Raw genomic sequence first — 22,916 nt, forward strand, 5'->3', positions numbered from 1 at the left:
ACTAGAACACGTTCTAGTATTGGCCTGCAAGGTAAAGACGGAAGGGCAGTGGCGTGAAATTTGGTTTGCAGCTGGGGTATTGGGGAGCGCAGCCTCCGTCCGACGTTCCCGACCTGTTGGTCGCGGCGGAAGAGTCGGGATTCGACTCGGCATTCACGGCTGAATCCTGGGGCTCGGACACCTACACGCCGCTTGCCTGGTGGGGTTCGGCGACCAAGACCCTGCGGCTGGGTACCGCCGTCTCTCAGCTGTCGGCCCGCCCGCCGACAACCCTCGCGATGGCTGCGCTGACTTTGGATCACCTCTCCGGCGGACGGCACATCATTGGGCTCGGCGTGTCCGGCCCGCAAGTCGTCGAAGGTTGGTACGGGCAGTCGTTTGGGAAGCCGCTCGCTCGCACCCGCGAGTACGTCTCGATCGTGCGCGACGTACTCGCCCGCGAAGGTGCGGTGGCCAGCGACGGTCCGCACTATCCGCTGCCGCGGCGCGAAGGGGCCGGCGTCACCGGTTTGGGGAAGTCACTCAAGCCGATTACGCACCCGCTACGGGCCGATATCCCGATTTGGCTCGGTGCCGAAGGTCCCAAGAACGTGGCCCAAACCGCAGAGATCGCGGACGGCTGGCTCGCGATCTTCTACACGCCCCGACTGTCGGGCATGTACGACGAGTGGCTCGACGAAGGCTTCGCCCGCGAGGGTGCTCGTCGTTCGCGCGAAGACTTCGAGATCTCGGCCACCGTGCAGTGCGTCATTACCGACGATGTCGCGGAGGCGATCGATCGCTACCGCCCTTCGACTGCCCTCTATGTTGGCGGCATGGGCGCGGAGGAGAAGAACTTTCACGCTGACCTGTACCGCCGGATGGGATACGGCGAACAAGTCGACGACATCGGTCGCCTGTTCCGCGCGGGCCGCAAGGCCGAAGCCGTCGCTGCCGTTCCCGACGAAATGGTCCGTGAAACGATGCTCGTCGGTACCGCCGACGAAGTCCGCGACCAGGTCAAGGTGTGGGAAGCGGCAGGAGTGACGACTCTTATGGTGACGGCGAAAGACGTCGAAACGGTTCGTGCGCTGGGGTCGCTCGCGTAAGCGAAGAACCTGAACTTGACGTCAAGGTCGAGTTTGGCGTGCGTATTCTTGGGCCAGTGACTTCATTGACCAGGAGGGGCCGTGCTCGACGATGAATCTGCGGTGGCGCAGACGCCACTCGCCCCGGCCGTGCCACGCGATCCGCCCCTGACTCAACGTGGGGCCCGGACCCGGGCGGCGTTGATCGCCTCGGCGCGTCAGGTATTCGAAAATGTCGGCTACCTCGATGCTCGCCTCGTTGATATCGCCAAGGGGGCCGGTTGCGCGACCGGGTCCTTCTACACCTACTTCGCCAACAAGGAAGAGGTGTTCGCGGCGGTCCTCGAAGTTGCTCGCGAGGAGATGATGCATCCCGGCATGGGGCGGGTCGCGAGCGCCGACGACCCGTACGCGGTGCTCGAGGCAAGCAACCGTGCGTACCTTGCGGCATATCAACGCAATGCGAAGCTGATGGGGATCATGGAACAGGTCGCGCACATCGACCCAGAGTTCCGAAAACTTCGCAACAAGCGCGGCGATCTATTTATCGAACGTAATGCTCGCGGTATAGCCGACCTTCAGGCCCGCGGTATCGCCGACGCGTCGCTGGATCCCATGATTGCGTCAATTGCATTGTCTGGCATGGTCAGCCGCCTGGCGTTTAGTGCCTTCACGTTGGGCGAAGGCAGGCTTGGTGGTGAACCCGTGGACTTTGAGGACGTCGTTGTCACCGTCACCAAGTTGTGGGCTAATGCGCTGAAATTCCCTGATCGCGACTGACGGTCGGAGCGGCTCGAGGCCAACCTCTGTTGAAGTTGACGTCGGATTCAACTATACATGGAGGGGAGATGTAGCTCACTTGAGGTGAGTGTTCGATCCATCCCGTCTCCCCACAAAATCAGGAGTCTCCATGGCATTCTTCGAGTTCTCGGATCGCACCAAGCAGTACCAGGCTGAATTGATCGACTTCATGGACCAGCATGTCTATCCGGCGGAGGCGGTCTACGAGGCGCAAATGCGGGAGGCCGGCAATCCGCACTTCCAGCCTCCCATCATCGAAGAGCTAAAGACGGAAGCCAAAGCCCGCGGTTTGTGGAACCTCTTTCACCCCCATCCGGAGTGGGGTCCGGGCCTGACCAACCTGGAATACGCACCGCTTGCGGAGATAATGGGGCGTAGTCATCTCGCTTCCGAGGCCACCAACTGCGCTGCCCCTGACACCGGCAACATGGAGGTGCTCACGCTGTTCGGTACCGACGAACACAAGGAGAAGTACCTTAAGCCGCTCCTTGCTGGCGAGATCCGGTCGGCCTTCGCGATGACCGAACCTGAAGTAGCGAGCTCCGACGCCACCAACATTCAACTGCGGATGGACCGCGACGGCGATGAATACGTCCTGAACGGGCACAAATGGTTCGCGTCGAACGCCCTGCACCAGAACTGCAAGGTGCTGATTGTCATGGGTAAGACCGACTTCGATGCCGCAACGCACCGCCAGCAGTCAATGATGGTGGTCCCGATTGATGCGCCCGGCGTCACCGTTGTCCGCAACCTGCCGGTCTTTGGGTACCACGATCGAGAAGGGCACGCAGAAATCACCTTCGAGAATGTGCGGGTTCCCGCCAAGGACATCCTCTCCGGTGAAGGCGAGGGCTTCGCAATCAGCCAGGCGCGGCTGGGACCCGGCCGCATTCACCACTGCATGCGGGCCATCGGCATGGCAGAGCGCGCTTTGGAATTGATGTGCAAGCGCGCCTCCACCCGAGTCACCTTCGGCAAGCCGGTGAGCGAGAACGCCAACATTCAGGACTGGATCGCCGAAGCCCGCATCGACATTGAGATGGTCCGACTTCTCACGCTCAAGGCCGCCTACATGATGGACACCGTCGGTAATAAGGAAGCGCGCACCGAGATTGCCGCGATCAAGGTTGCCGCACCGAACATTGCCTTGAAGATTATCGACCGAGCCATTCAAGTCCACGGTGGTGGAGGGGTTACCGACGACTTCCCGCTGGCGATGGCCTACGCCCACATGCGCACCCTTCGGCTAGCCGATGGCCCGGACGAAGTGCACAAGCGAGCCATCGCCCGTCAGGAATTGCGCCAGTACCGCGACCTGGTTGCGAAGTAGTCGGCCGCACATAACGGTTCCCGCTCACCGTCGATGGTCCGAATAGTCGGAACAACGACCGTGAGCGGGAACTGTTATGCAGTGTTAGCGAACTACTCGCCGGTGAAGACGGGCTTCTCGCGGTTGGCAAACGCACGCGGGCCGATTTTTGCGTCCTTCGACTGGAACACCTTGGAACCGAGTTCGGCGTCGATCTTGAATGCCTCCTCTTCGTGCATCCCTTCGCTATCGCGAATGGTCTTGAGGATGGCCTGCACCGCGAGGGGTCCGTTGGCGGCAATCTGATCGGCGATCTCGAGGGCCTTGTCGAGGGCGGTACCGTCGGGGACCACGTGTCCGACGAGGCCGTACTCCTTGGCTTCGGCTGCCGTGATGTGGCGTCCGGTCAGCAAGATGTCAGCGGCGACGGTGTAGGGAATCTGGCGGACCAGGCGCACGGCGCTGCCACCGAGTGGGAAGAGGCCCCACTTCGCTTCGGAGACACCGAACTTCGCGCTCTCCGCGGCGACGCGAATATCCGTGCCCTGCAAGATTTCTGTGCCACCGGCAATCGCGGGGCCTTCCACGGCAGCAATCAACGGCTTCGTGAGACGACGACCCTTGAGGAGAGCCGGCATCTTGGTGAGGTCCCAGCCGCCCTTGGCGAATGAATCGCCCGGCGCGGATTGGTTCATCGCCTTCAGGTCGGCACCGGCACAGAAGTAGCCACCCGCGCCGGTGAGGATCGCAACGCGAATGTCGGGATCCGAGTCGACCTGGTCCCACGCCTGCTCCATGATGCGCATCATGGGGCCCGACAGCGCGTTACGCGCCTGCGGGCGATTCAGCGTCACGATCAGTACGTGGCCCCGCTTTTCGACGAGACATTCCGGGGCGGCGTCGGTGTTCGCTGCGGTCAACTTTCCTCCTGGTGTCGCGATAACCTTGCCGCGAACAGTAACACGTTCTAGTTTTGACGCATGGCCTTCACTATTGCGGACCTTTTCGAGCATGCTGTCGACCTCATGCCCGACCGCATCGCACTCGAATCCGGCGACCGTACTCGCACATACATCGACCTCGACGAGCGTGCCAACGCGCTCGCTCACAAGCTTCGCGAACTCGGTGTGCAACCGGGCGACTCTGTGGGGCTGTACAGCAAGAACACCATCGAATCCGTCGAGGCGATGATCGCGATCTTCAAGGCGCGCGCGGTGATGGTCAACGTGAACTACCGGTACGTGGAGAGCGAACTCGAGCACATCTTTGTCGACTCCCAAATGAAGGTGTTGATCCACGAGCGGGAGTACACGCCCAAGGTCTGCAACGTGTTGGCGAGTACGACAACCGACATTCTTGCGCGAATCGTCATCGACGACGGGTCGGATGTGGCCGTCGACTGTTCGGACGAAAATTTGGCGGTCTCCGCATTTGAGGAGGCGATCGCTTCGAGTTCGCGCGCCCGCGACTTTGAAGAGCGTTCCAACGACGACCTGTACATGCTCTACACGGGCGGCACCACGGGTAAGCCGAAGGGCGTCATCTGGCGTCAGGAAGATGTGTGGCGAGTTCTCGGCGGAGGCATCGACTGGTACTCCGGAACGCCGATCGCCAACGAGTGGGAGCACGCCGAAACCGGTGCGGCGGGCGGCCAGTTGGTGCGCTTCCCGGTCCCACCCTTCATTCACGGTGGCAGTCAGTGGGCCGTGTTCCAGTCGCTGTTCGCTGGCGGCAAGGCGGTGGTCTACCCCGATTTCGATCCCAAGGCCGTCTGGGAGGCCGTCGACCGGCACGGTGTCAACGTCCTGTTTATTACCGGTGATGCGATGGCCAAGCCGATGATCGATGCACTCGAAGCAGGCGACTACAACACCTCGACGGTGGTATCGGTGGCGTCATCGGCGGCGCTGTTCTCGCCTTCGGTGAAGGATCGCTACTTGGAGAAGTTCCCGAATGCCGTGATCGTCGACGCCATCGGCTCGTCAGAAACTGGCTTCGGTGGCATGGGAATGGCCATTAAGGGGCAGAGTCGGGTCGGTGCGCCGACCGTGAAGGCCGACCCCAACACGCACGTCCTCTCCGACGACGGTAAGCCTCTTGAACCCGGAACGGGCCAGCCCGGACGGCTCGCCCGATCGGGACACATTCCGTTGCGCTATCACAATGACGAAGCCAAGTCTGCCGAGACTTTTGTCGTCTACGACGGTGTGCGCTACTCCATGCCCGGCGATACCGCCGTGCTTGAGGCCGACGGGACCATCACCATGCTCGGGCGTGGCTCGATGTCGATCAATACCGGTGGCGAGAAGGTCTTCCCGGAAGAAGTTGAAGCCGCACTCAAGGCACACCGCGATATTGACGATGTCGTCGTCGTGGGCGTCGCCGACGAGCGGTTCGGGCAGCGTGTTGCTGCCGTTGCCGCCGTTCGGAATGGTGTTGTTCCGACCCTTCAGTCGCTCAACGAGACTGTGCGCCAGGAACTTGCAGGCTACAAATGCCCGCGCAGCCTGTGGATCGTGGACGCCGTAAAGCGTTCGCCCGCAGGCAAACCCGACTATCGCTGGGCCCGCGAGATCACTGACTCGCGTCCCGCTGATCAATCGCTGTAACTTCCGATCACCTTTAACGACAGGACCGTCATGAAAACCCCATTGTGCGAGAAGTTCGGGATCGACTACCCGATCTTTGGCTTTACCCCGAGCGCGGAGGTCGCCGCCGCCATCAGTCGCGCCGGCGGACTCGGTGTGCTTGGTTGCGTGCGTTTTAACGAGGCTGAGGAGCTCGACGAGGTCCTCGAGTGGATGCACGAGAACACCGACGGCAAGCCTTTTGGTGTCGATGTCGTGATGCCTGCCAAGATCCCGACCGAGGGATCGAAGGTGGATCTTGACACGATGATTCCGCCGGAGCATCGCGCGTTCGTCGAGCGGACCCTCGATGACCTCGGCGTCCCGCCGCTGCCGGACGGTGGCGACCGGGTTAACACCGGTGTCCTGGGCTGGCTGCATTCGGTAGCCCGCTCGCACGTCGACATCGCGATGGAACACAAGCGCAAGTACGGGCAGATCAAGTTGATCGCCAATGCCCTCGGCTCGCCGCCCCAGGACGTGATTGACCTGGCGCACGAGAATGGCGTGGCCGTCGCGGCGCTCGCTGGCGCCAAGGAGCATGCGCTGCACCATGTGGATGCTGGCGTCGACATTGTGATCGCGCAGGGCTACGAGGGCGGCGGCCACACCGGTGAGGTCACCTCGATGATCCTGTGGCCCGAGCTTGTCGATGCGGTCGGCGACCATCCGGTCCTGGCCGCCGGTGGTGTCGGCAGTGGCCGTCAGATCGCCGCGGCCATTGCGCTCGGTGCACAGGGTGTTTGGATGGGGACCTACTGGCTGACGGCGGCGGAGTATCGCCTCGGTGCTCACGGCGACGGTCCGACCACGGTTCAGCAGGCGTTGTTGGCTGCGACGTCGCGCGACACCGTGCGTCGTCGGATCTACTCGGGCAAGCCGGCGCGTCTGCTCAAGACGGCGTGGACGGATGCCTGGGATGCGCCCGGCGCGCCCGATGCCCTGCCGATGCCGCTGCAGAATTTGCTCGTCGGAGAGGCTCATGCCCGCATCTCGGCATCCGACGATCCCAAGGTCGTCGCCATGCCCGCAGGTCAGATCGTGGGTCGCTGCAACTCGATCACGCCGGTGCAGGAACTTATCGACGATCTCGTCGCAGAGTACAAAGTTGCTGTGCAACGAATGAATTCGACACTAGAATAGGTTGCGGACGGTTCGCCCGTCCCCTGTCGGCCGGCAGTCACACCCCCGTAGTGACTGCCGGCTTGACCTATCTATTGGGGGCGTCCGGGTGTCGTACGCCGACGGATTTCGGTCGGCTGCTGCTCCTGCCGCTACCGTTGTGGCTGGATTCGCCAGGTGGGCTTGCCCAATGAGGCCGCTAGCGCTGCGCGCGCTGTTTTGAATGTTGCGGTTTCCGGCTGGGTGTCGGTGAGCCAGACCGTGGTTGGCCACTGCTTGGGGCCCAAGTCGTCCTGGGCCGCCAAGAACTCGATGAGTGAGGTCTCGGTGAGGCCGGGGGCCACCACGACCGCTCCTACGGTGTCGCCGATCTCGTCCGGGATGCCCAACACGGTGGCGTCGGTAATCTGTGGATGGCGCAGCAGGATCTGCTCAATCGGGCGGGTGCCCAGATTCTCCCCGTCGACGCGCAGCCAGTCGCCGATGCGGCCGGCGAAATGAACAAAGCCTTCGGCGTCGACCCAGCCGAGATCGCCGGTCCGATACATGCCGCCGCGCATCCGCTCGGCCGTTGCGGCATCGTCACCGTAATAGCCGTCGAAAAGTCCTGGGCCAGAAGCGTTCACGATTTCGCCAACCTCGCCAACCGCAACCGGTTCCAAGGTGTCCGGATTGACGATCGCGTTCGGTGCCACCAGCGGGCCAAGCGCATCGTGGGGGGTTTCGGCGGTCCGCGTAATCGACACGCCCGCTTCCGTTGACCCAAAACCGTCAACCACGCGGGCATTAAACCGCCGTAGGAACTCGGCGCGGTCGGTCGCCGAGGCCTCATTGCCGTACATCAAACGGAGCGTCACCTCGGCGTCGTCGGGCCGCTCCGGGGTCGCCAGAATGTAGTGCAGCGGCTTGCCGACATAGTTGGCGTAGGTGACGCCGTAGCGGCGAACGTCGTCGCAGAAACCCGATGCCGAAAACTTTTTCCGAATCACGAAAGACGCGCCCGCGGAGGCCGCCACCGACCAACCGGCGATCAGCGAATTGGAATGGAACATCGGCATCGACAGATAGGCGACGTCGTCGCGCGTCAGGCCGAACCGCGTGGAGAGCATGACGCCCGGCGCCGCGAACTTTCGTTGGCTGCACCGGACGGCCTTGGGGTTGCCGGTGGTACCGGAAGTAAAGATCAGCATCAGCATGTCGTCGGGCCGCACCTGCGGTTCGACGAAGTCATCGGCGGACGCCGACTGAACCATCGACGACCACTCGGGGGAATCGATATTCAGCAGTGGCACCGGCAGGGTGCTTGGCAGGAGGTCGGCGGTCTCGTCCGATACGACCACCAACTGGCAGTCCGATAGTGCGACGTCAGCGGCGAGGGCCTCGCCGCGACGCGTGCTGTTGAGACCGACGAGGACAAACCCGCCGAGCGCCGCAGCGCCGAACAGGTAACTGAATTCGGGAACATTGGGGAGCAGGATCCCAATGTGCGGCGGCCGCTGCGAAGCCAACCGGGCCGACAGTGCTGCCGCGCGCCGCCGACTGGCGACGAGATGGTCGCGCCACGACACGAAGTCACCGTCGAAGAACATGCCTCGATCGGTCACCTCGCGCAGGGGCTCAAGCAACTCGATAAATGTGCGTGCGTCAGAAACTGTCGGTCCGGTCATGACTTCTAGTGTCCGTAAGCCCTAAACCTGTGCGGCGAGGAGGTCGCCCAACTCGTCGAGGACGACGGGTGCATTACCGAGCGTGAACTCGTTCTGCTTGGCGCGCAGGAAGTAGCGGTGTGCCGTGTGGGTGGTGTCGAGGCCGACGCCACCGTGAACGTGAACGGCGGTGTGCGCCACGCGATGTCCGGCTTCGGCGGCCCAGAACTTGGCGGCGTTGACGGCGATGGTCGCCTCTCCCGGCGTGGTCTCGGCCAGTCCCGATAGCAGCCATGCCGCCTGGGTGGTCGTCAGCGAGAGGCCCTGAATGTCGATGAACGCATCGGCCAGGCGTTGGGCGACGGCCTGGAACGAGCCGATGGCACGACCGAACTGTTCGCGTTCGCGGGCGTACTCGGCGGTGGCTGCCAGGGCCGCTGAGGTGGCGCCCTCTTGGTCGGCGCAGATTGCCAGGCGCAGCAGGTCGACCAACTTGGCGACCGTTTCCGCACCGCCACCGAGGACGTGTGACGCCGGGACATTGACGCCGTTGAACTCGACCGTGTACGCGGGCGTGAGGCCCGTTACGCGGGTCTCGGTGATGGTCACGTTTGCATCGTTGACCGGAACCGCAACCACGACGGCACCGTCCGGCGTGGCAGCCGAGACCAGGACAACATCGGCGACGGCGGCGTACGGAACGTTCACCTTGGTGCCCGAGAGGCTAGCGCCGTCGAGGACTGTGCGGGGCTGCGCGACGGTGTAGTTGCGGTCTTCCTCGACGGCAACCGTGATCGTTTTTCCGCCGGTTGCCGCTGCAGTGAGCAGTTCGGCGACAAGCTCGTCGGAGCCGTGTGCGGTGACGACGGGAACACCGGCGACGGCGTGCGGGCCGAATGGAACGCGAGCCAGCCCGCGTCCGAGTTCGGTTGCGACAGCGACAGTTTCGAGCGTGGTGAGGCCAGCGCCCTCAGCCGATTCGGGGGCGGCCAAGCCGAGCAGGCCGGCACCGGCAAGCTCAGCCCACAGGCGCTCGTCGATGGGTGCGTTGGCGCTTTCAAGCTCGGCGACGCGGTCGGCCGGGGAAATGCGGTTGACGATGTCGGCGGTGAGCTTCGCCAGGTCGGTTGCCGCTTCGGTAGGGGTGAAATCCATGATGTCTCCTAAAGATGTGGGCGGCGAGTCAGCGGCGGGCGGGCGGAAGTTTGAGTTCGCGCATACCGATGATGTCGCGCTGGACTTCGTTGGTGCCGCCACCGAACGTGAGGATCAACGAAGTGCGCTGGAAGCGCTCGAGTCGGCCGAGTAGATGCGTGCCGGGTGTGCCCTGGCGCAGCGTGGCGGCAGGTCCGACGACCTCCATCAGCAGTCGGTAGGCCTCGGTCGCGAACTCGGTGCCGAACACCTTGGTGGCCGACGCGTCGGCGGGCGACGGTGAGCCGCCGGATGCCGCGATCGAAGCGACCTTCCAGTTGGCGAGCTTCAAGAAATCGACCTTGGCGTGTACTTTCGCGAGATTGGCCCGCACCCACGGGGTGTCGATGAGACGACGGCCGTCGACTTCTTCGTTCGCGAAAGCGACCGTCTCGCGGAGTGCCGTCTGGATGGGGGCGGCACTCACCAGGGCAACGCGCTCGTGGTTGAGCTGGTTGGTCACCAGTGACCAGCCGCCGCCCTCTTCGCCGACCAGATTGGCGGCGGGGATGCGCACGTCTTGGTAGTAGGTCGCGCTAGTGTCGACGCCGGCCATGGTGTGCACCGGGGTGTACGAGAAGCCTTCGGCCGTGGTGGGCATGATGAGCATCGAGATGCCCTTGTGCTTGGCCGCTTCCGGATCGGTGCGGCAAGCGAGCCACACGTAATCGGCGTAGGGGATTAGCGACGTCCACATCTTCTGACCATTGACGATGTACTCGTCGCCGGTCTTGACGGCGGTCGTACGCAGTGCCGCGAGGTCGGTGCCTGCGCCCGGCTCGGAGTAGCCGATCGAGAAGTGCAGTTCTCCCGCGGCGATCTTCGGCAGGAAGAACTTTTTCTGCTCCTCGGTGCCGAAATGCATGATGGTCGGCGCGACTGAGTTGATGGTCAAAAACGGGACTGGTGCGCCCGCGATTGCGGCCTCGTCGGTGAAGATCAGCTGATCCATCATCGAGCGGTTTGCGCCCCCAAATTCGGTCGGCCAGCCGAGCGCCAGCCATCCGTCCTGGCCCATCTGGCGCACGACGTCGCGGTAGGCGTCGCCCTCGCCGAGTTCCCCGTCGCCACCGGTGAGCGCTGCGCGGCGCTCCGGTGTCATCAGGTCGTTGAAGTAAGCACGAAGCTCGTTGCGGAGCTCTTCTTGTGCTTGCGTGTAGGCGATCTGCATGGCTCTCCCACCGTTGCTGTTTCCCACTTTGGGGGTAATACTGCTTCCCTAGGACTGAAACACGTTCTAACGTGTAGGAGGCGAGCCCGTCAACTGTGAGGGCCGCAAGCGGAGGAGAAACTGATGCACATCAAATGCGATTACGACCTGTGTGAGTCAAATGCTGTCTGTGTCGGCATGGCACCCGATGTCTTCGAGCTGGATGACAACGATTACCTGGTGATTCTTCAAGATGACGTCGCTGAGACGCGTCGCGAGGAGATGCGCCAGGTGGTAGCGAGCTGCCCGCGATCGGCGTTGTCGATCCACGACGACTAGTACCTGGTCCGATCAGGTCGGCTGGCCGCTCGGTCGGATCTGTGTTAGAACAAGTTCTACTTTTGGATGTTTGAAGGGAATCACGTGAGTCAGTCGTTGGATGGTCGGGTAGCAGTAGTCACCGGTGCAGGTGCCGGCCTGGGTCGCGCGGAGGCCATTGGTCTCGCACGCGACGGGGCCACCGTCATCGTCAACGACCTCCAGCAGGCTCTCGATGCCAGCGACGTCTTCGATGAGATCGCATCACTCGGTGGCAAGGCTGTGCCTGTCGCCGGTGACATTGCCGATTCGGCGACCGCGACCGAGATCATGCGCGTAGCCACCGAGGACCTCGGCGGACTGCATGTGGTGATGAGCAATGCGGGAATCACTCGCGACGCGATGCTCTTCAACATGACCGACGACCAGTGGGACCTCGTGATCCGTGTGCACCTGCGCGGTCACTTCTTGCTTAACCGCAATGCTGCCGCTCACTGGCGCGCAGAGTCAAAGGCCGCCGGAGCTCCCGTGTTCGGTCGCCTCATCAACACCTCGTCTGAGGCTGCGCTGCTCGGTGGCGCAGGCCAGGCGAACTACTCGGCAGCCAAGGCTGGCATCTCGATGCTGACCGTCTCGGCAAGCCGCGCACTGGCCCGTTACGGCGCCACTGCCAACGCCATTTGCCCGCGGGCCCGTACCGCGATGACAGCTGACGTCTTCGGCGATGCCCCCGAGGGCACCGTTGACCCGTTGTCGCCGGAGCATGTGGTGAACCTGGTTCGCTACCTTGCGAGCCCGGAAGCGCAGAATGTGTCCGGCCAGATCTTCGTCGTCTACGGACCGAAGGTCAGCCTCATGGCCGCCCCGCGGGTGCAGGAAGTCTTTGCTGCCGAGGGTGAAATTTGGGACACTGATTCGCTAAGTGCTGCGATGACGGGATATTTTGCATCGCCGGACCATGCGGGCACTTTCTCCGCGTCGGATTTGATGGAATAGGCAACGCTGACCTGTTTTACTGTGTCGTGTAAACGGACTAATAGGTCATCGAAGAACTAGGGCCGAAGTCTGCCCGGCTCGGAATGTAACGCCGAGCACAATGATTTCCACGTGATAGGTTGCCAACATTAAAGCGGGAGGAGGGGACGTTGCCGAGTAGACTCGCAGCCCCCATGAACGGCGTAGGGGAGTTCGTCTCGCTCGGTGTGGAATCCGCGCGCGAACTTTTTCGCAGACCGTTCCAGTGGCGGGAGACCGTTGAACAGTCGTGGGCCATCGCCCGCGTGTCGTTGGTTCCGACTCTCCTTGTCGCAATCCCTTTCACCGTTCTGGTGAGCTTTACACTCAATATCCTTCTCCGTGAAATCGGCGCACAGGACCTCTCGGGCGCCGGTGCCGCACTCGGCACCATCACCCAGATTGGTCCCATCGTCACCGTGCTCATCGTGGCCGGTGCTGGTGCGACCGCCATCTGCGCCGACCTCGGTGCCCGCACCATTCGCGAAGAGATCGACGCTCTGGAAGTTCTTGGTATCAACCCGGTCCACCGATTGGTGGTCCCGCGCGTGATTGCCTCGACCGGTGTGGCGCTGTTGCTCAATAGCCTGGTGTGCACCATCGGTATTGCCGGTGGCTTCATCTTCTCCGTGTACCTGCAGGACGTGAACCCCGGCGCATTTATCGCCAACCTCACCCTGCTCACCGGGCTCGGCGAGCTCATCATCTCGATGATCAAGGCCGCGCTCTTCGGCCTGTTCGCCGGACTCGTTGGCTGCTACCGCGGCCTCAACGTTAAAGGTGGAGCGAAGGGCGTCGGAGACGCCGTCAATGAGACCGTCGTCTACTCGTTCATGGCGCTGTTCGTCGTGAACGTGGTCGTCACGGCGGTCGGTCTCAAGGCGACGATGGGATAGATGATGGTTCTGCCAGGTACTACCCGACTACTTACTGCCCGCACCGCGCTTTCGCGTGCGAGCGAAGACTGGAACAAGATTGGTGACCAGGCCCTTTTCTATTGGGACGCCATCATCTCGATTCCCCGCGCACTGCGCCTCTATAAGAAGGAGACCCTCCGCCTGATCGCGGAGATCTCCATGGGCACCGGTGCCCTCGCCATGATTGGCGGCACTGTTGTCGTCGTCGGCTTCCTGACACTGTTCACCGGCGGCACCATCGCCGTGCAGGGCTACAGTTCGCTCGCCAACATCGGTGTTGAGGCCCTGACCGGCTTCTTCTCCGCGTTCATCAACGTCCGCATCGCGGTTCCGGTGATTGCGGGTATCGCATTGGCGGCCACCATCGGTGCAGGTGCGACCGCCCAACTTGGCGCCATGCGCGTCTCCGAAGAAATCGATGCCCTCGAAGTGATGGCGATCGCCTCGGTCCCGTACCTGGTCAGCACGCGTATTGTCGCCGGCCTCGTCGCGATCATCCCGCTGTACTCGCTCGCCGCGCTCGCGTCGTTCTTGGCCAGTAGGTTTGCGACCGTCGTCCTCTACGGGCAGTCTTCCGGCGTGTACGACCATTACTTCTCGACCTTCTTGATCCCTTCCGACATTCTGTGGTCGTTTGTCCAGGCCATCTGTATGGCGGTTGCGGTCATGCTCATTCACACCTACTACGGCTTCAACGCCTCCGGCGGCCCCGTCGGCGTCGGCGTGGCAGTCGGCAATGCGGTCCGCTCCTCGCTGGTCGTTGTCGTGATCATTACGCTCCTGACGTCGCTCGCCATTTATGGCGCCGACGGCAAGTTCAACCTGGCGGGCTGAGTTAGATGGCGAAAGTAAATAGGCGCGGCTACAGCGGCGGCACGCGCAAGATTGCCGCACTGATCATGGTTGGCGTGCTTGGCGGCATTATTGCGCTGGCCTCTGCCCAGTTCTTGGGTGCCTTCCAGGACACGCAGCAGATCACCTTGATGGCGAAACGCGCCGGCCTGGTGATGAACCCGGACGCGAAGGTGAAACTCCGCGGTGCTGAGGTCGGACGAGTCCACGCCATCGACATTGTCGGCGATGAGGCCAAGCTGACGCTCAACATCAAGAGCGACCAGATGCAGTTCCTGCCCGAAAACGTGTTTGCGGACATCAAGTCCAACACCATCTTCGGAGCCAAGGCCGTTAACCTCGTGGTTCCGGAGACCGGCCCCAAGGGCCAGCTCACCCCGGGCGCTGAGATCAAGGCCGACCACGTGGTCGTCGAACTCAACACCGTCTACCAGCAGCTCGTGAATGTCCTCGCGCAACTGCAGCCCGACAAGCTCAACGTCACCATCGGTGCCGTCGACGAAGCACTGTCCGGGCGCGGTAAGGAAATCGGCAATGCGCTTGTCCAGCTGACCAATGTTCTCGGCACGACCAACAAGTACCTGCCGGAACTGAACCGACTGCTCACCGAGGCATCGACCGCGACCAACGTGTTCGCGGACGTGATGCCCGACCTGATGCGTGTCGTCGACAACTCGACTGTCTTTGGAAACACGCTCGTGGAAAACGCGTCGAACCTCGACTCACTGCTGATGAACGTGACCGGTATGGCCAACGCAGGCAACAGCATGCTGTCGAAGTCAAAGGTCGACCTGATCGCGATGCTCAGCGACTTGAATCCGGTCGCAGAGTTGCTCGGGCGACAGGCTCCCGGCCTGCGCTGCTTCATCACGGCCGCATCAGATGCCACCGACATTGCGACGCCGCTCCTTGGTGGCCGCAACGGTATGCTGCTGCTCGACGCAGGCTTGACCCCCGGCAAGGACCCGTACCGCTTCCCGCAGGACCTCCCCGAGGTCCGAGGTAACGGCGCGCCCACTTGCGATGCAGGTCTGAGCAACGTCCAGTCCAAGGAACACATTCCCTTCTACGTCATCGATAACGCAGCGCAGCCGTACCAGCCGCGTACCACCCCCAAGGTGGAATCGCGCAAGCTGTTCCAACTGCTGTTCGGAGGTACCCCCTAGTGGATACTCGCGCACGCGCATTTCGTGCGACGGTCATCAAACTCACCGCTTTCGCGGTCGCCATGGTCCTTGTGTTTACCGGACTGGTGTTGGTGTTCAGTCGCTACCAGAGTGGAAGCAGCGATAAGTACACGGCCGTCTTCGCCAGTGCTTCGGCCATGAAGTCGGGCAGTGTCGTCAAGATCGCCGGCGTTGATGTCGGCGCCGTCAATTCGATCGACCTGACCCGCGAGAACGAAGCCCGTATCTCGTTCAGCGTCAACTCCAACTACCGTCTGCCGACCTCGGTGCAGGCGTTGATCCGCTACCAGAACCTCACCGGTGACCGGTATCTGGAACTGCAGCCCGGAACTGGCGATCTCAACAAGACGCTGTCGGCCGGTGATGAAATCCCGATGACGCAGACTGAGCCGGCACTCGACCTCGACAACCTGCTCGGTGGTTTTAAGCCGCTGTTCCGCACCCTCGATCCCAAAGAGGTCAACCAACTGTCAGCGTCGCTGATCGAGGTTTTCCAGGGTCAGGGACCGGGTCTCAACAAGCTGCTCGCCAACACGGGAGAGTTCACGAACTCGATCGCCGACCGCGACAAGCTCATCGGCAGCGTCATCGACAACCTCAACACCACGATGGGGACGCTCGAAGCCGACCATCGCGGACTTGATCAGAGCGTCGATCGCATGCAGCAGCTGATTTCCGGACTCGCTGGTGATCGCGTTGTCCTCGGCGAAGCGATCACGCAGGCAGGCAAGGCCACCACCGGGCTCGCCAGTCTGATGAGCGACATCCGACCCGACGTCACCCAGAGCCTCACTTCGCTGGGAGTCACGAGTGGTCAGGCATTGAAGTCTGAAGCCTTCATTCGCGACCTGCTCGGGCGGCTCCCCGGCGACTTCAAGATGCTGTCGAACCTCGGTAGCTACGGATCCTGGCTGCAGATCTACTTCTGCCGCATCCGACTGCTAGTCCCGGGTCCGGGAAACACTCAGTACTACTTCACGGCCATCGATGCGATGGGCGATTCGACTAAGGCCGGCGGGAGGTGCGCAAGTTGAGCGAGAGCAACAATTCCCACATGGAACACGACGTGGATGCCGACCCGCAGCCGTTCGTCCGTGATGGCCGACCAAAGTGGCAGATCGGCGTCATCGGTGTCATTCTCACCGCGATGCTCGTCATCACGGCTATGCAGATCGACCGCCTGCCCTTCCTGTCGCAGATCAGTTCGTACGACGCCTACTTCGACGATGCCGGCGGCCTCGTCACTGGCGATGTCGTGCTGGTTTCGGGCGTCAATGTCGGTACGGTGCAGAACATTTCCATCGCCGACACCGCTGACGGACTCAAGGCGAAGATTCGCTTCCGCATGAACGACACCATCGAAATGGGTGACCGTTCGCGCGCCTCGATCAAGACCGAGACCGTTCTGGGTCGCCGTAACCTGACGATCACCCCCATCGGCACCGAGCGCATCCGCCCGGGTGGATCCATCCCGATCGACTCGACGGTCTCGCCATACTCGCTCACCGATGCTCTCGACGATGCCACCAGCACGCTCGAGACCACCGACACCGATGAACTGAACCGCGCGCTGGAAACACTGACGCAGACGTTCTCCAAGACGCCCGCCAACGTGGGCGAAGCGGTCACCGGTGTGGGACGACTGTCGAAGGCCATCGCCGACCGCGATAACGCGCTCAGTGACCTGCTTCGGCGTGCCCGCGGCGTTACCGATGTTGTTGGCCAGCGCAGCGATCAGATCCGCCAGATGCTGCTCGATGCCAACGCATTGCTCGGTGAATTGAACCTTCGCCGCGAGGCGCTCCGTCAGGTCATCAAGGGCACCAAGGACGTGACCGCGCAGATCACCCTCTTCATCGAAGAGAACAATGCGCAGATGAAGCCGGTCCTCGACAAGTTCAACGGTGTGCTGAACATTCTCAACGACAACGAAGAGAACTTTGGCAAGGCCATTGACCGTCTCGGCCCGTACGCCAACATCCTCGGCGAAGCCGTCAGCGGTGGACCGTACTTCTCCTCACTGGTCGGTCTGCCGACCTTCGGTGACTACTTCGGTACCTTCTTGAAGGTGCTGCAGCGGAAGTACCCCGAGGCTGCGAAGTACTTCCTCGATTACTCCGGCAACCCCCTGATCCCGAAGAACTGGGAGCCGGGTCCCAACGTGGGTGCACCTGATGTCGGTCGGCCTGCGCCGAAGCGACAGAACCCGACGGTGATCCCGCAGGCTCCGCAGAACAACAACGACCTGCCACCTGGCCAGCGACACGGAAACGGAGGCTGACATGCGTTTCAACCGTAAAATCGGTGCTGGCATTGCTGCCGCTCTGGTCCTGGCATTGCTGGCAGTCGGCGCATACTTCGGCGTTCAGAAGGCCACTACCCGCACGGTCACCGCGTACTTCCCGAGTCTCAGTGGGTTGTACACCGGCGACCCCGTGCGTGTGATCGGCGTCAATATCGGCAAGGTGTCGGGCATCGAACCCCGCACGGGCGATGTGAAGGTCACCCTGCGGATCGACCGAGACACCCCGATTCCCGCCGATGCGCGTGCGGTCGTCGTGGCCCAGTCGTTGGTCTCCGGTCGTTTTGTCCAGCTGACCCCCGCGTTCAGCGGAGGCAAGGAAATGTCCGACGGCGGCACCATCCAAATGGATCACACCGCTGTGCCCATGGAATGGGACGACGTCAAGAAGCAGTTGGACGAGCTCACGAAGGCCATTGGGCCAGACGGCACCGATCCGGGTACCGCAGTCGCCGCAATTGACGTGATGGACAAGAACCTGTCGGGCAACGGCAAGGCGATCTCCGAGTCGATCAAGGAAATGTCCCGCGTGATGGGCACCATGTCCGACAACCGCGACGATGTCTTCGCCACTATCAAGAGCCTGCAAAAGCTGACCGACGCGCTGTCGACCAGCCACGAGCAGCTCGTCCAGTTCAATGGCCGCATGGCTAGCGTCAGTGATGTCCTTGCGGGCAGCAGCGGTGAGCTCGGCGATGCCATGACGAACCTCAACGAGGCCGTCACCGAACTCGAAGGCTTCCTCGGTACCAACAGCGGCGTGATCTCGGATACCACCGAGAAGCTGGCGCAGTTGACGGGAACGCTCAAGCGCAAGGATGAGCAGCTCCGCGGCCTCCTGCACTCGGGTCCCAACCAGCTGGCCAACTTCTTCAATATCTACAACCCGCTTGCTGGCTCTCTTGACGGCGTCTTCGGTCTTGGTATGGGCAACAACCTGATCTCGTTGCTCTGCGGCAGCATGGCGGCCACCTCGCGTCCCGGCGACACTGAGGCCGACATCGAACAGTGTGTGGACATGCTGGCACCGGTCCTGAAGGACATCGTCGTCAACTACCCGCCGTTCTTGTCCAACCCGGTGATCGGCCGATCGGCGAATCCCGACCAGATCACCTACCAGAACGCGAGCGTTGAACAACGGGCAAAGCAGGGGGTGCGAGACCGCGATGCGGCAACCCGCGCAGCGACTCCCGACCCGCTCAAGCGGCTCCTGGTCCCGTTCGGCGGTGAAGGATAATGAAGTCTAAGAAAGTAGCGGCAGCGCTGATGGCCGCGAGCCTGGTGCTGGTGCCGATTACCGCTGGTTGCAGCAGTGAGAGCATCTCCACCCTTGCCGCCTTTGGTGCCGCAGGTACCGGGGCCGATGGCTACGAGATCAATGCGATGATCCCGTCTGCGGCCGGCCTGGTCCGCAATGCGCCCGTCATGATGGACGACATCACTGTCGGCAGCATCGGCGAAATCACCATCGATAACTGGAATGCGAAGCTGACCCTGCGCCTCAATAAGGACGCGAAGGTACCCGTCGGCTCGCACGCGATGGTGGCCATGACCAGCGTCCTCGGCTCGTCGCACATCGCGATTGTGCCGCCAGAGAAGCCGACCGGTGCCTACCTGGCCAACGGTGGCTCGCTGTCGTTGCCGAACTGCCCGAAGACCGGTGAGATCGCGCAGACCGACGCAAAGAAGGTCCCGGACATCACCTCGGCGCAGACCGTTGACCCGTGCATGTACCCGACAACCGAACAGGTACTGAGTTCGCTGTCCGTGGTCCTTAACGGTGGCGGATTGTCGCAGATGGGCGACGTCGTCCACGAGATGAACCAGGTGTTCTCCGGCAACTCGGAAACGCTGACCAAGCTGGTCCCGCGCCTCAATGTCCTGGTTTCCGACCTCAATACGCAGACCGGGAACATCATCAGCGCGATGGAGGGCCTCGACCGGCTGTCAGCGACGATGAACGCACAGACGCCGACCATCCAGCGTGCGCTGGTTAGCGCGCCGAAGATCCTCCAGTTGCTGGTTGATCAGCGCGAGAACCTCACTGCGGCAATGGACAGTGTCGGCAACCTGTCGAAGACTGCGAACCAAGTCCTCGACGCGAGCGGCAACGACATCCGCGCCGTGGTACCAAATCTGCGCGAACTGCTCGATCAGTTGGCGCAGACCGGTCCGGCACTGTCGAACTCGCTACGTATCTTGCTGACCTTCCCGTTCGTCGAGGAACTGATCCCGACGATCGTCAAGGGCGACTACGTGAACTCCGATCTCGTCCTCGACCTGACCTGGAAGCGACTCAACAAGACGATGGTGGAGTCGGTTGTCACACCGGGCCCGGAGATTGTTGTCGGTAAGCCTGCGGGCGGATCCAAGAACGGGGCAAACCCGTTCAATGCGCCACTGAAGAAGGGCCCGACCGAACGTAAACAGCAGAACCCCGGCAATCCCACGCTGGAAGATCTGCTGCCGAAGATTGGTGGGGGTAACTAATGAAGATCACTCCCTTTGTTCGCATGCAGTTGATCATCTTCAGCATTGTCACTGTGATCTCGATGGTTGCGATGGCCGTGTACTACATTCGCGTCCCGCAGATGTTTGGGATCGGCAGCTACAACGTCAAGGTCGCCATGGACTCGACGGGCGGTCTGTATCAGAACGCGAACGTCAGTTACCGCGGCGTCGACGTTGGCAAGGTGACGGCCGTGAATCTGACGCCCACCGGCGTCGAAGCGAATCTGTCGATCAACTCGTCCACCAAGATTCCCAGTAACTCGACTGCCTCGGTGCGAAGTGTCTCGGCCATTGGTGAGCAGTTCGTCGAGTTTGTGCCCCCGGCGCAGCCGTCGAGCAGCAACCTCACCGACGGTGATCAGGTCAAGGTCACCGAGATCCCAGTCGAGATCTCGTCGATGCTCGACCAAGCGGACGCCCTCCTCAACGCGGTCGGCGACTCCCAAATCCGATCGGTCATGGACGAAGCCTTCCTGGCTTTCAACGGAACCGGTGAAGATCTGCAACGCCTCATGGATTCGATGACCCTGTTTGTTGGGGAACTCGACAAGAATGTCGACACGACTGTCGACCTGGTACGCCAGGCCGGCCCGTTGCTCGCCACGCAGAACCGCACGGCCGACGACATCCGCTCGTGGACCAAGGACCTCGTGACGGTGACCGATCAGCTTCGCGCCAGCCGTCCGGATGTCTCTGACATTCTGGCGAAGGGGCCCGGCGTTGCATCGCAAACGCAAGCGCTATTCGAGAGCATGAACACCTCGTTCCCGCTCGCCGTGTCGAACTTGAAGGTCGCAGCGCACACTCAGTCGGTGTACCTGCCGAACCTGCAGCAGATCGTCGTGCTGTACCCCCGTGTGCTGTCGGCGTTGATCACCGCGATCAACAGCGGAAGCAACCGGCATGGACCGAACGTGAACTTTGGCCTCGGCTTCCAGGACCCGCCAGCCTGTACTGTCGGGTTCATGCCCCCAGACCAGTGGCGCTTCCCGTCCGTCCAGGATGCGCGCGAACTCCCACCGGGGCTGCTGTGCCGACTCCCGCAAGACTCGCAAACCGCAGTCCGCGGTGCCCGTAACTTCCCGTGCGCGGAATTCCCGGGCCGTCGTGCACCGACGCCAGCTGAATGTCGGACCGGATTCAAACCCGATCCGCAACGAAACCTGGCATTCCCGAACGGTCTCCCCGGCACCAACCTGCCGAAGGACCCCAAGCCGGCCAATAAGCCGTCCAGCTATGTGGTTCCGGGAACACCGACCGACTACGACCCATCGCCTGCCGTTTACGCCACCACGTACGACCCCGAGACCGGTCAGTTCATCGGCCCCGACGGCAAGACGTACGTGACCAGCGAAAACGATTCGGCGAAGGCCAAGAACAAGAGCGGCACATGGACCGACCTGATAACGAACCCGGTAGAAAACTGACTTCGCCCGACGAGAACGCTGTCCAACGGAGCAGCCCGCTAGGCCGACGCCGCAATAAGGCGTCGAAGCCTGCCGTCGAGGTTCCCACAGACAGTGTCGACGAGGCCGGCGTTGATACGGCCAATGTCGACGAGGCCAGTGTCGACGAGGCGAATGCTGACGACGCCGGTGCTGCGAAGGTCAGTATCGACAAGACCGACACTGAAATCGCTGATGACGAGACGGAAACGATTGCCGTCGAGCCGGATGGTGACGAGGTCGCGAGCAACGCTGCCTACCGTGAGCGTCGCCGCAAAAAGGTAGCGGGTCGGGACTCGGTTGTCCGGGAGTCTGCCGCGACGAAGGCAAGTGGTGGTTCGGCATGGATGGTCGTTGCGGCCGCGCTGACCGCACTGCTGGTTGTCGTGGGCATCGTCCTGTCGGCGTTCTTCGGCTACCAGTACTCGAAGATCGATCACCAGCGGGAACTTCGGGCCGAGTACTCGACGTTTGCGCAGCAGATGGTCGTCTCGATGAGCACCCTGAACCCGGATAACGCGGACCAGATGTACCGGAATGCGATGGAGAAGACCAGCGGTCGCGCCAAGCAAATGTTCGAGGAGAACATGAAGCAGGTTGCCGACATGATCCGCAAGGGCGACATGGTCACTAAGACGACCGTCCTTGCTGACGCGGTGTCGAAGTCGACCGAGGAAGAAGGGTCGGTCCTCGTCGTGTACGCGTGGGAGGGTCACCCCAAGAACGACAAGAAGAATAGCGACTTCGCAACGTTCCGTGCCCGCGTCGATATGACCCGCATCAACGGCGAACTGAAGATGACGTACTTCGATTGGGTGGCGTAATGAGTCGGACACAGAAGTGGCTGCTGCCGCTGTTGGCGGCCATCGTCGTTCTGGTGGTGGCGGTTACCGTCTTTCTAGGCATCGTCTACGCGAATGCTGCGGCCGAGGAACGGGCCCGCGATTCGTCGAAGGAAGCGGCCGAACAGTACGTCGTCGAAATGTTCTCGTGGAATCCCAAGGACGTTGACGCTCACATCAACGCGACCATGGGTCGCCTGACGGGTGAAGCGCAGAAGGAATACCAGAAGAATATCGTTTCGGAGAAGGTTGCCGACGGTGTCAAGAAGCAGGGTGTTTCGACTGTAGTGACTGTCCAGGGCGCGGGCACCATGGAGAACACGCGTAACACCTCGAAGGTGATGCTGTTCATCAACCAGTCGTCGACCCGCAACGACGTCTCCGAGGTCCAGATCGACAAGTCGCGGCTGATCTTCACGATGGAAAAGCATGGTGACATGTGGAAGATCAATGGGATCGACATTCTTGACGATCAGAGCCTCCGCGACCGCATGACTGGCGTTACCGGTGCACCGCCTCCCGGCGCTGTCCCGATCCCCGGCGCCCCGCAGGCCCCGACCACCCAGGCACCGCCCGCAACCCCAGCTGGCTAACTAGCTAGCTGGCTCCGCC

Annotated in this window: 21 protein-coding genes; 17 read left to right on the top strand and 4 right to left on the bottom strand. The window is 62.1% G+C overall.

Annotated features, from left to right (window positions below; translation table 11 throughout):
* Positions 1-53 precede the first annotated feature (53 nt).
* From WBA38_RS02385 to WBA38_RS02395, 3 genes are all read left to right on the top strand, one after another.
* Positions 54-1,088, top strand: a complete 1,035-nt coding sequence (locus WBA38_RS02385; protein ID WP_424321959.1) for an LLM class F420-dependent oxidoreductase — start codon at positions 54-56, stop codon at positions 1,086-1,088.
* An 81-nt stretch (positions 1,089-1,169) separates the two neighbouring features.
* On the top strand, positions 1,170-1,847 hold the full coding sequence (locus WBA38_RS02390; protein WP_424293120.1) for a TetR/AcrR family transcriptional regulator: 678 nt from the start codon (positions 1,170-1,172) through the stop codon (positions 1,845-1,847).
* 130 nt (positions 1,848-1,977) lie between these two features.
* Entirely contained in the window at positions 1,978-3,198 is a 1,221-nt protein-coding gene (locus WBA38_RS02395; RefSeq protein ID WP_424321960.1) for an acyl-CoA dehydrogenase family protein, read from the top strand.
* 92 nt (positions 3,199-3,290) lie between these two features.
* On the opposite strand, the gene WBA38_RS02400 is transcribed toward WBA38_RS02395, so the two are convergent.
* Entirely contained in the window at positions 3,291-4,190 is a 900-nt protein-coding gene (locus WBA38_RS02400) for a crotonase/enoyl-CoA hydratase family protein (protein ID WP_424321961.1), read from the bottom strand.
* Here WBA38_RS02400 and WBA38_RS02405 point away from each other — a divergent pair.
* Complete coding sequence (locus WBA38_RS02405) at positions 4,158-5,786, top strand: acyl-CoA synthetase (protein ID WP_424293117.1); 1,629 nt, start codon at positions 4,158-4,160, stop codon at positions 5,784-5,786. The two genes, WBA38_RS02400 and WBA38_RS02405, sit on opposite strands and share 33 nt — an antisense overlap.
* Positions 5,787-5,816: 30 nt before the next feature.
* Positions 5,817-6,947: an NAD(P)H-dependent flavin oxidoreductase gene (locus WBA38_RS02410; RefSeq protein WP_424293116.1), complete on the top strand. Its 1,131-nt coding sequence runs from the start codon at positions 5,817-5,819 to the stop codon at positions 6,945-6,947.
* Between the two features lie 131 nt (positions 6,948-7,078).
* Here the strand turns inward: WBA38_RS02410 and WBA38_RS02415 are convergent, their stop codons facing one another.
* From WBA38_RS02415 to WBA38_RS02425, 3 genes are read right to left on the bottom strand one after another with little or no spacing between them, the layout of a single operon-like run.
* Positions 7,079-8,593, bottom strand: a complete 1,515-nt coding sequence (locus WBA38_RS02415; RefSeq protein WP_424293115.1) for an AMP-binding protein — start codon at positions 8,591-8,593, stop codon at positions 7,079-7,081.
* A 21-nt stretch (positions 8,594-8,614) separates the two neighbouring features.
* Entirely contained in the window at positions 8,615-9,727 is a 1,113-nt protein-coding gene (locus WBA38_RS02420; protein WP_424321962.1) for an acyl-CoA dehydrogenase family protein, read from the bottom strand.
* Between the two features lie 28 nt (positions 9,728-9,755).
* On the bottom strand, positions 9,756-10,937 hold the full coding sequence (locus tag WBA38_RS02425) for an acyl-CoA dehydrogenase family protein (protein WP_424321963.1): 1,182 nt from the start codon (positions 10,935-10,937) through the stop codon (positions 9,756-9,758).
* A gap of 123 nt (positions 10,938-11,060) precedes the next feature.
* On the opposite strand from WBA38_RS02425, the gene WBA38_RS02430 reads away from it, so the two are divergent.
* The 12 genes from WBA38_RS02430 to WBA38_RS02485 all read left to right on the top strand — a co-directional run bounded on the left by WBA38_RS02430 (position 11,061) and on the right by WBA38_RS02485 (position 22,897).
* The gene (locus WBA38_RS02430) at positions 11,061-11,255 is read left to right on the top strand and encodes a ferredoxin (RefSeq protein WP_424321964.1); all 195 of its coding nucleotides are present in this window, start codon (positions 11,061-11,063) and stop codon (positions 11,253-11,255) included.
* An 84-nt stretch (positions 11,256-11,339) separates the two neighbouring features.
* Positions 11,340-12,230 (top strand): 3-oxoacyl-ACP reductase, encoded by an 891-nt coding sequence (locus WBA38_RS02435; RefSeq protein ID WP_424321965.1) that lies wholly within the window; start codon positions 11,340-11,342, stop codon positions 12,228-12,230.
* Between the two features lie 149 nt (positions 12,231-12,379).
* Positions 12,380-13,144: an MlaE family ABC transporter permease gene (locus WBA38_RS02440; protein WP_424294314.1), complete on the top strand. Its 765-nt coding sequence runs from the start codon at positions 12,380-12,382 to the stop codon at positions 13,142-13,144.
* 3 nt (positions 13,145-13,147) lie between these two features.
* Positions 13,148-13,999, top strand: a complete 852-nt coding sequence (locus WBA38_RS02445) for an MlaE family ABC transporter permease (protein ID WP_424294323.1) — start codon at positions 13,148-13,150, stop codon at positions 13,997-13,999.
* A gap of 5 nt (positions 14,000-14,004) precedes the next feature.
* A complete protein-coding gene (locus WBA38_RS02450; RefSeq protein ID WP_424294315.1) occupies positions 14,005-15,183 on the top strand; it encodes an MCE family protein in 1,179 nt (392 codons plus the stop codon).
* Complete coding sequence (locus WBA38_RS02455; RefSeq protein WP_424321966.1) at positions 15,183-16,238, top strand: MCE family protein; 1,056 nt, start codon at positions 15,183-15,185, stop codon at positions 16,236-16,238. Before WBA38_RS02450 ends, WBA38_RS02455 begins: the two co-directional genes overlap by 1 nt.
* A 20-nt stretch (positions 16,239-16,258) precedes the next feature.
* Entirely contained in the window at positions 16,259-17,485 is a 1,227-nt protein-coding gene (locus WBA38_RS02460; protein WP_424294317.1) for an MCE family protein, read from the top strand.
* Position 17,486: 1 nt separating this feature from the next.
* Complete coding sequence (locus WBA38_RS02465) at positions 17,487-18,743, top strand: MCE family protein (protein ID WP_424294318.1); 1,257 nt, start codon at positions 17,487-17,489, stop codon at positions 18,741-18,743.
* A complete protein-coding gene (locus tag WBA38_RS02470; RefSeq protein ID WP_424294319.1) occupies positions 18,743-19,996 on the top strand; it encodes an MlaD family protein in 1,254 nt (417 codons plus the stop codon). Before WBA38_RS02465 ends, WBA38_RS02470 begins: the two co-directional genes overlap by 1 nt.
* Positions 19,996-21,444, top strand: coding sequence for an MCE family protein (locus WBA38_RS02475; RefSeq protein WP_424294320.1), 1,449 nt, complete (start codon positions 19,996-19,998; stop codon positions 21,442-21,444). The genes WBA38_RS02470 and WBA38_RS02475 overlap by 1 nt, the downstream gene beginning before the upstream one ends.
* Positions 21,408-22,286 (top strand): hypothetical protein, encoded by an 879-nt coding sequence (locus WBA38_RS02480; RefSeq protein WP_424294321.1) that lies wholly within the window; start codon positions 21,408-21,410, stop codon positions 22,284-22,286. Before WBA38_RS02475 ends, WBA38_RS02480 begins: the two co-directional genes overlap by 37 nt.
* Entirely contained in the window at positions 22,286-22,897 is a 612-nt protein-coding gene (locus WBA38_RS02485) for a hypothetical protein (RefSeq protein WP_424321967.1), read from the top strand. Before WBA38_RS02480 ends, WBA38_RS02485 begins: the two co-directional genes overlap by 1 nt.
* The last annotated feature ends 19 nt before the right edge of the window (positions 22,898-22,916 follow it).

This window comes from Gordonia sp. (in: high G+C Gram-positive bacteria) (assembly GCF_049647785.1).
Classification (GTDB): domain Bacteria; phylum Actinomycetota; class Actinomycetes; order Mycobacteriales; family Mycobacteriaceae; genus Gordonia.

What these genes read in the sequence shown, in the direction of transcription:
- WBA38_RS02395 (WP_424321960.1), top strand. Translation starts at nt 1,978, where the DNA reads ATGGCATTCTTCGAGTTCTCGGATCGCACCAAGCAGTACCAGGCTGAA.
- WBA38_RS02405 (WP_424293117.1), top strand. Translation starts at nt 4,158, where the DNA reads ATGGCCTTCACTATTGCGGACCTTTTCGAGCATGCTGTCGACCTCATG.
- WBA38_RS02400 (WP_424321961.1), bottom strand. Translation starts at nt 4,190, where the DNA reads ATGCTCGAAAAGGTCCGCAATAGTGAAGGCCATGCGTCAAAACTAGAA.
- WBA38_RS02410 (WP_424293116.1), top strand. Translation starts at nt 5,817, where the DNA reads ATGAAAACCCCATTGTGCGAGAAGTTCGGGATCGACTACCCGATCTTT.
- WBA38_RS02415 (WP_424293115.1), bottom strand. Translation starts at nt 8,593, where the DNA reads ATGACCGGACCGACAGTTTCTGACGCACGCACATTTATCGAGTTGCTT.
- WBA38_RS02420 (WP_424321962.1), bottom strand. Translation starts at nt 9,727, where the DNA reads ATGGATTTCACCCCTACCGAAGCGGCAACCGACCTGGCGAAGCTCACC.
- WBA38_RS02425 (WP_424321963.1), bottom strand. Translation starts at nt 10,937, where the DNA reads ATGCAGATCGCCTACACGCAAGCACAAGAAGAGCTCCGCAACGAGCTT.
- WBA38_RS02430 (WP_424321964.1), top strand. Translation starts at nt 11,061, where the DNA reads ATGCACATCAAATGCGATTACGACCTGTGTGAGTCAAATGCTGTCTGT.
- WBA38_RS02445 (WP_424294323.1), top strand. Translation starts at nt 13,148, where the DNA reads ATGGTTCTGCCAGGTACTACCCGACTACTTACTGCCCGCACCGCGCTT.
- WBA38_RS02450 (WP_424294315.1), top strand. Translation starts at nt 14,005, where the DNA reads ATGGCGAAAGTAAATAGGCGCGGCTACAGCGGCGGCACGCGCAAGATT.
- WBA38_RS02460 (WP_424294317.1), top strand. Translation starts at nt 16,259, where the DNA reads ATGGAACACGACGTGGATGCCGACCCGCAGCCGTTCGTCCGTGATGGC.
- WBA38_RS02465 (WP_424294318.1), top strand. Translation starts at nt 17,487, where the DNA reads ATGCGTTTCAACCGTAAAATCGGTGCTGGCATTGCTGCCGCTCTGGTC.
- WBA38_RS02470 (WP_424294319.1), top strand. Translation starts at nt 18,743, where the DNA reads ATGAAGTCTAAGAAAGTAGCGGCAGCGCTGATGGCCGCGAGCCTGGTG.
- WBA38_RS02475 (WP_424294320.1), top strand. Translation starts at nt 19,996, where the DNA reads ATGAAGATCACTCCCTTTGTTCGCATGCAGTTGATCATCTTCAGCATT.
- WBA38_RS02480 (WP_424294321.1), top strand. Translation starts at nt 21,408, where the DNA reads ATGGACCGACCTGATAACGAACCCGGTAGAAAACTGACTTCGCCCGAC.
- WBA38_RS02485 (WP_424321967.1), top strand. Translation starts at nt 22,286, where the DNA reads ATGAGTCGGACACAGAAGTGGCTGCTGCCGCTGTTGGCGGCCATCGTC.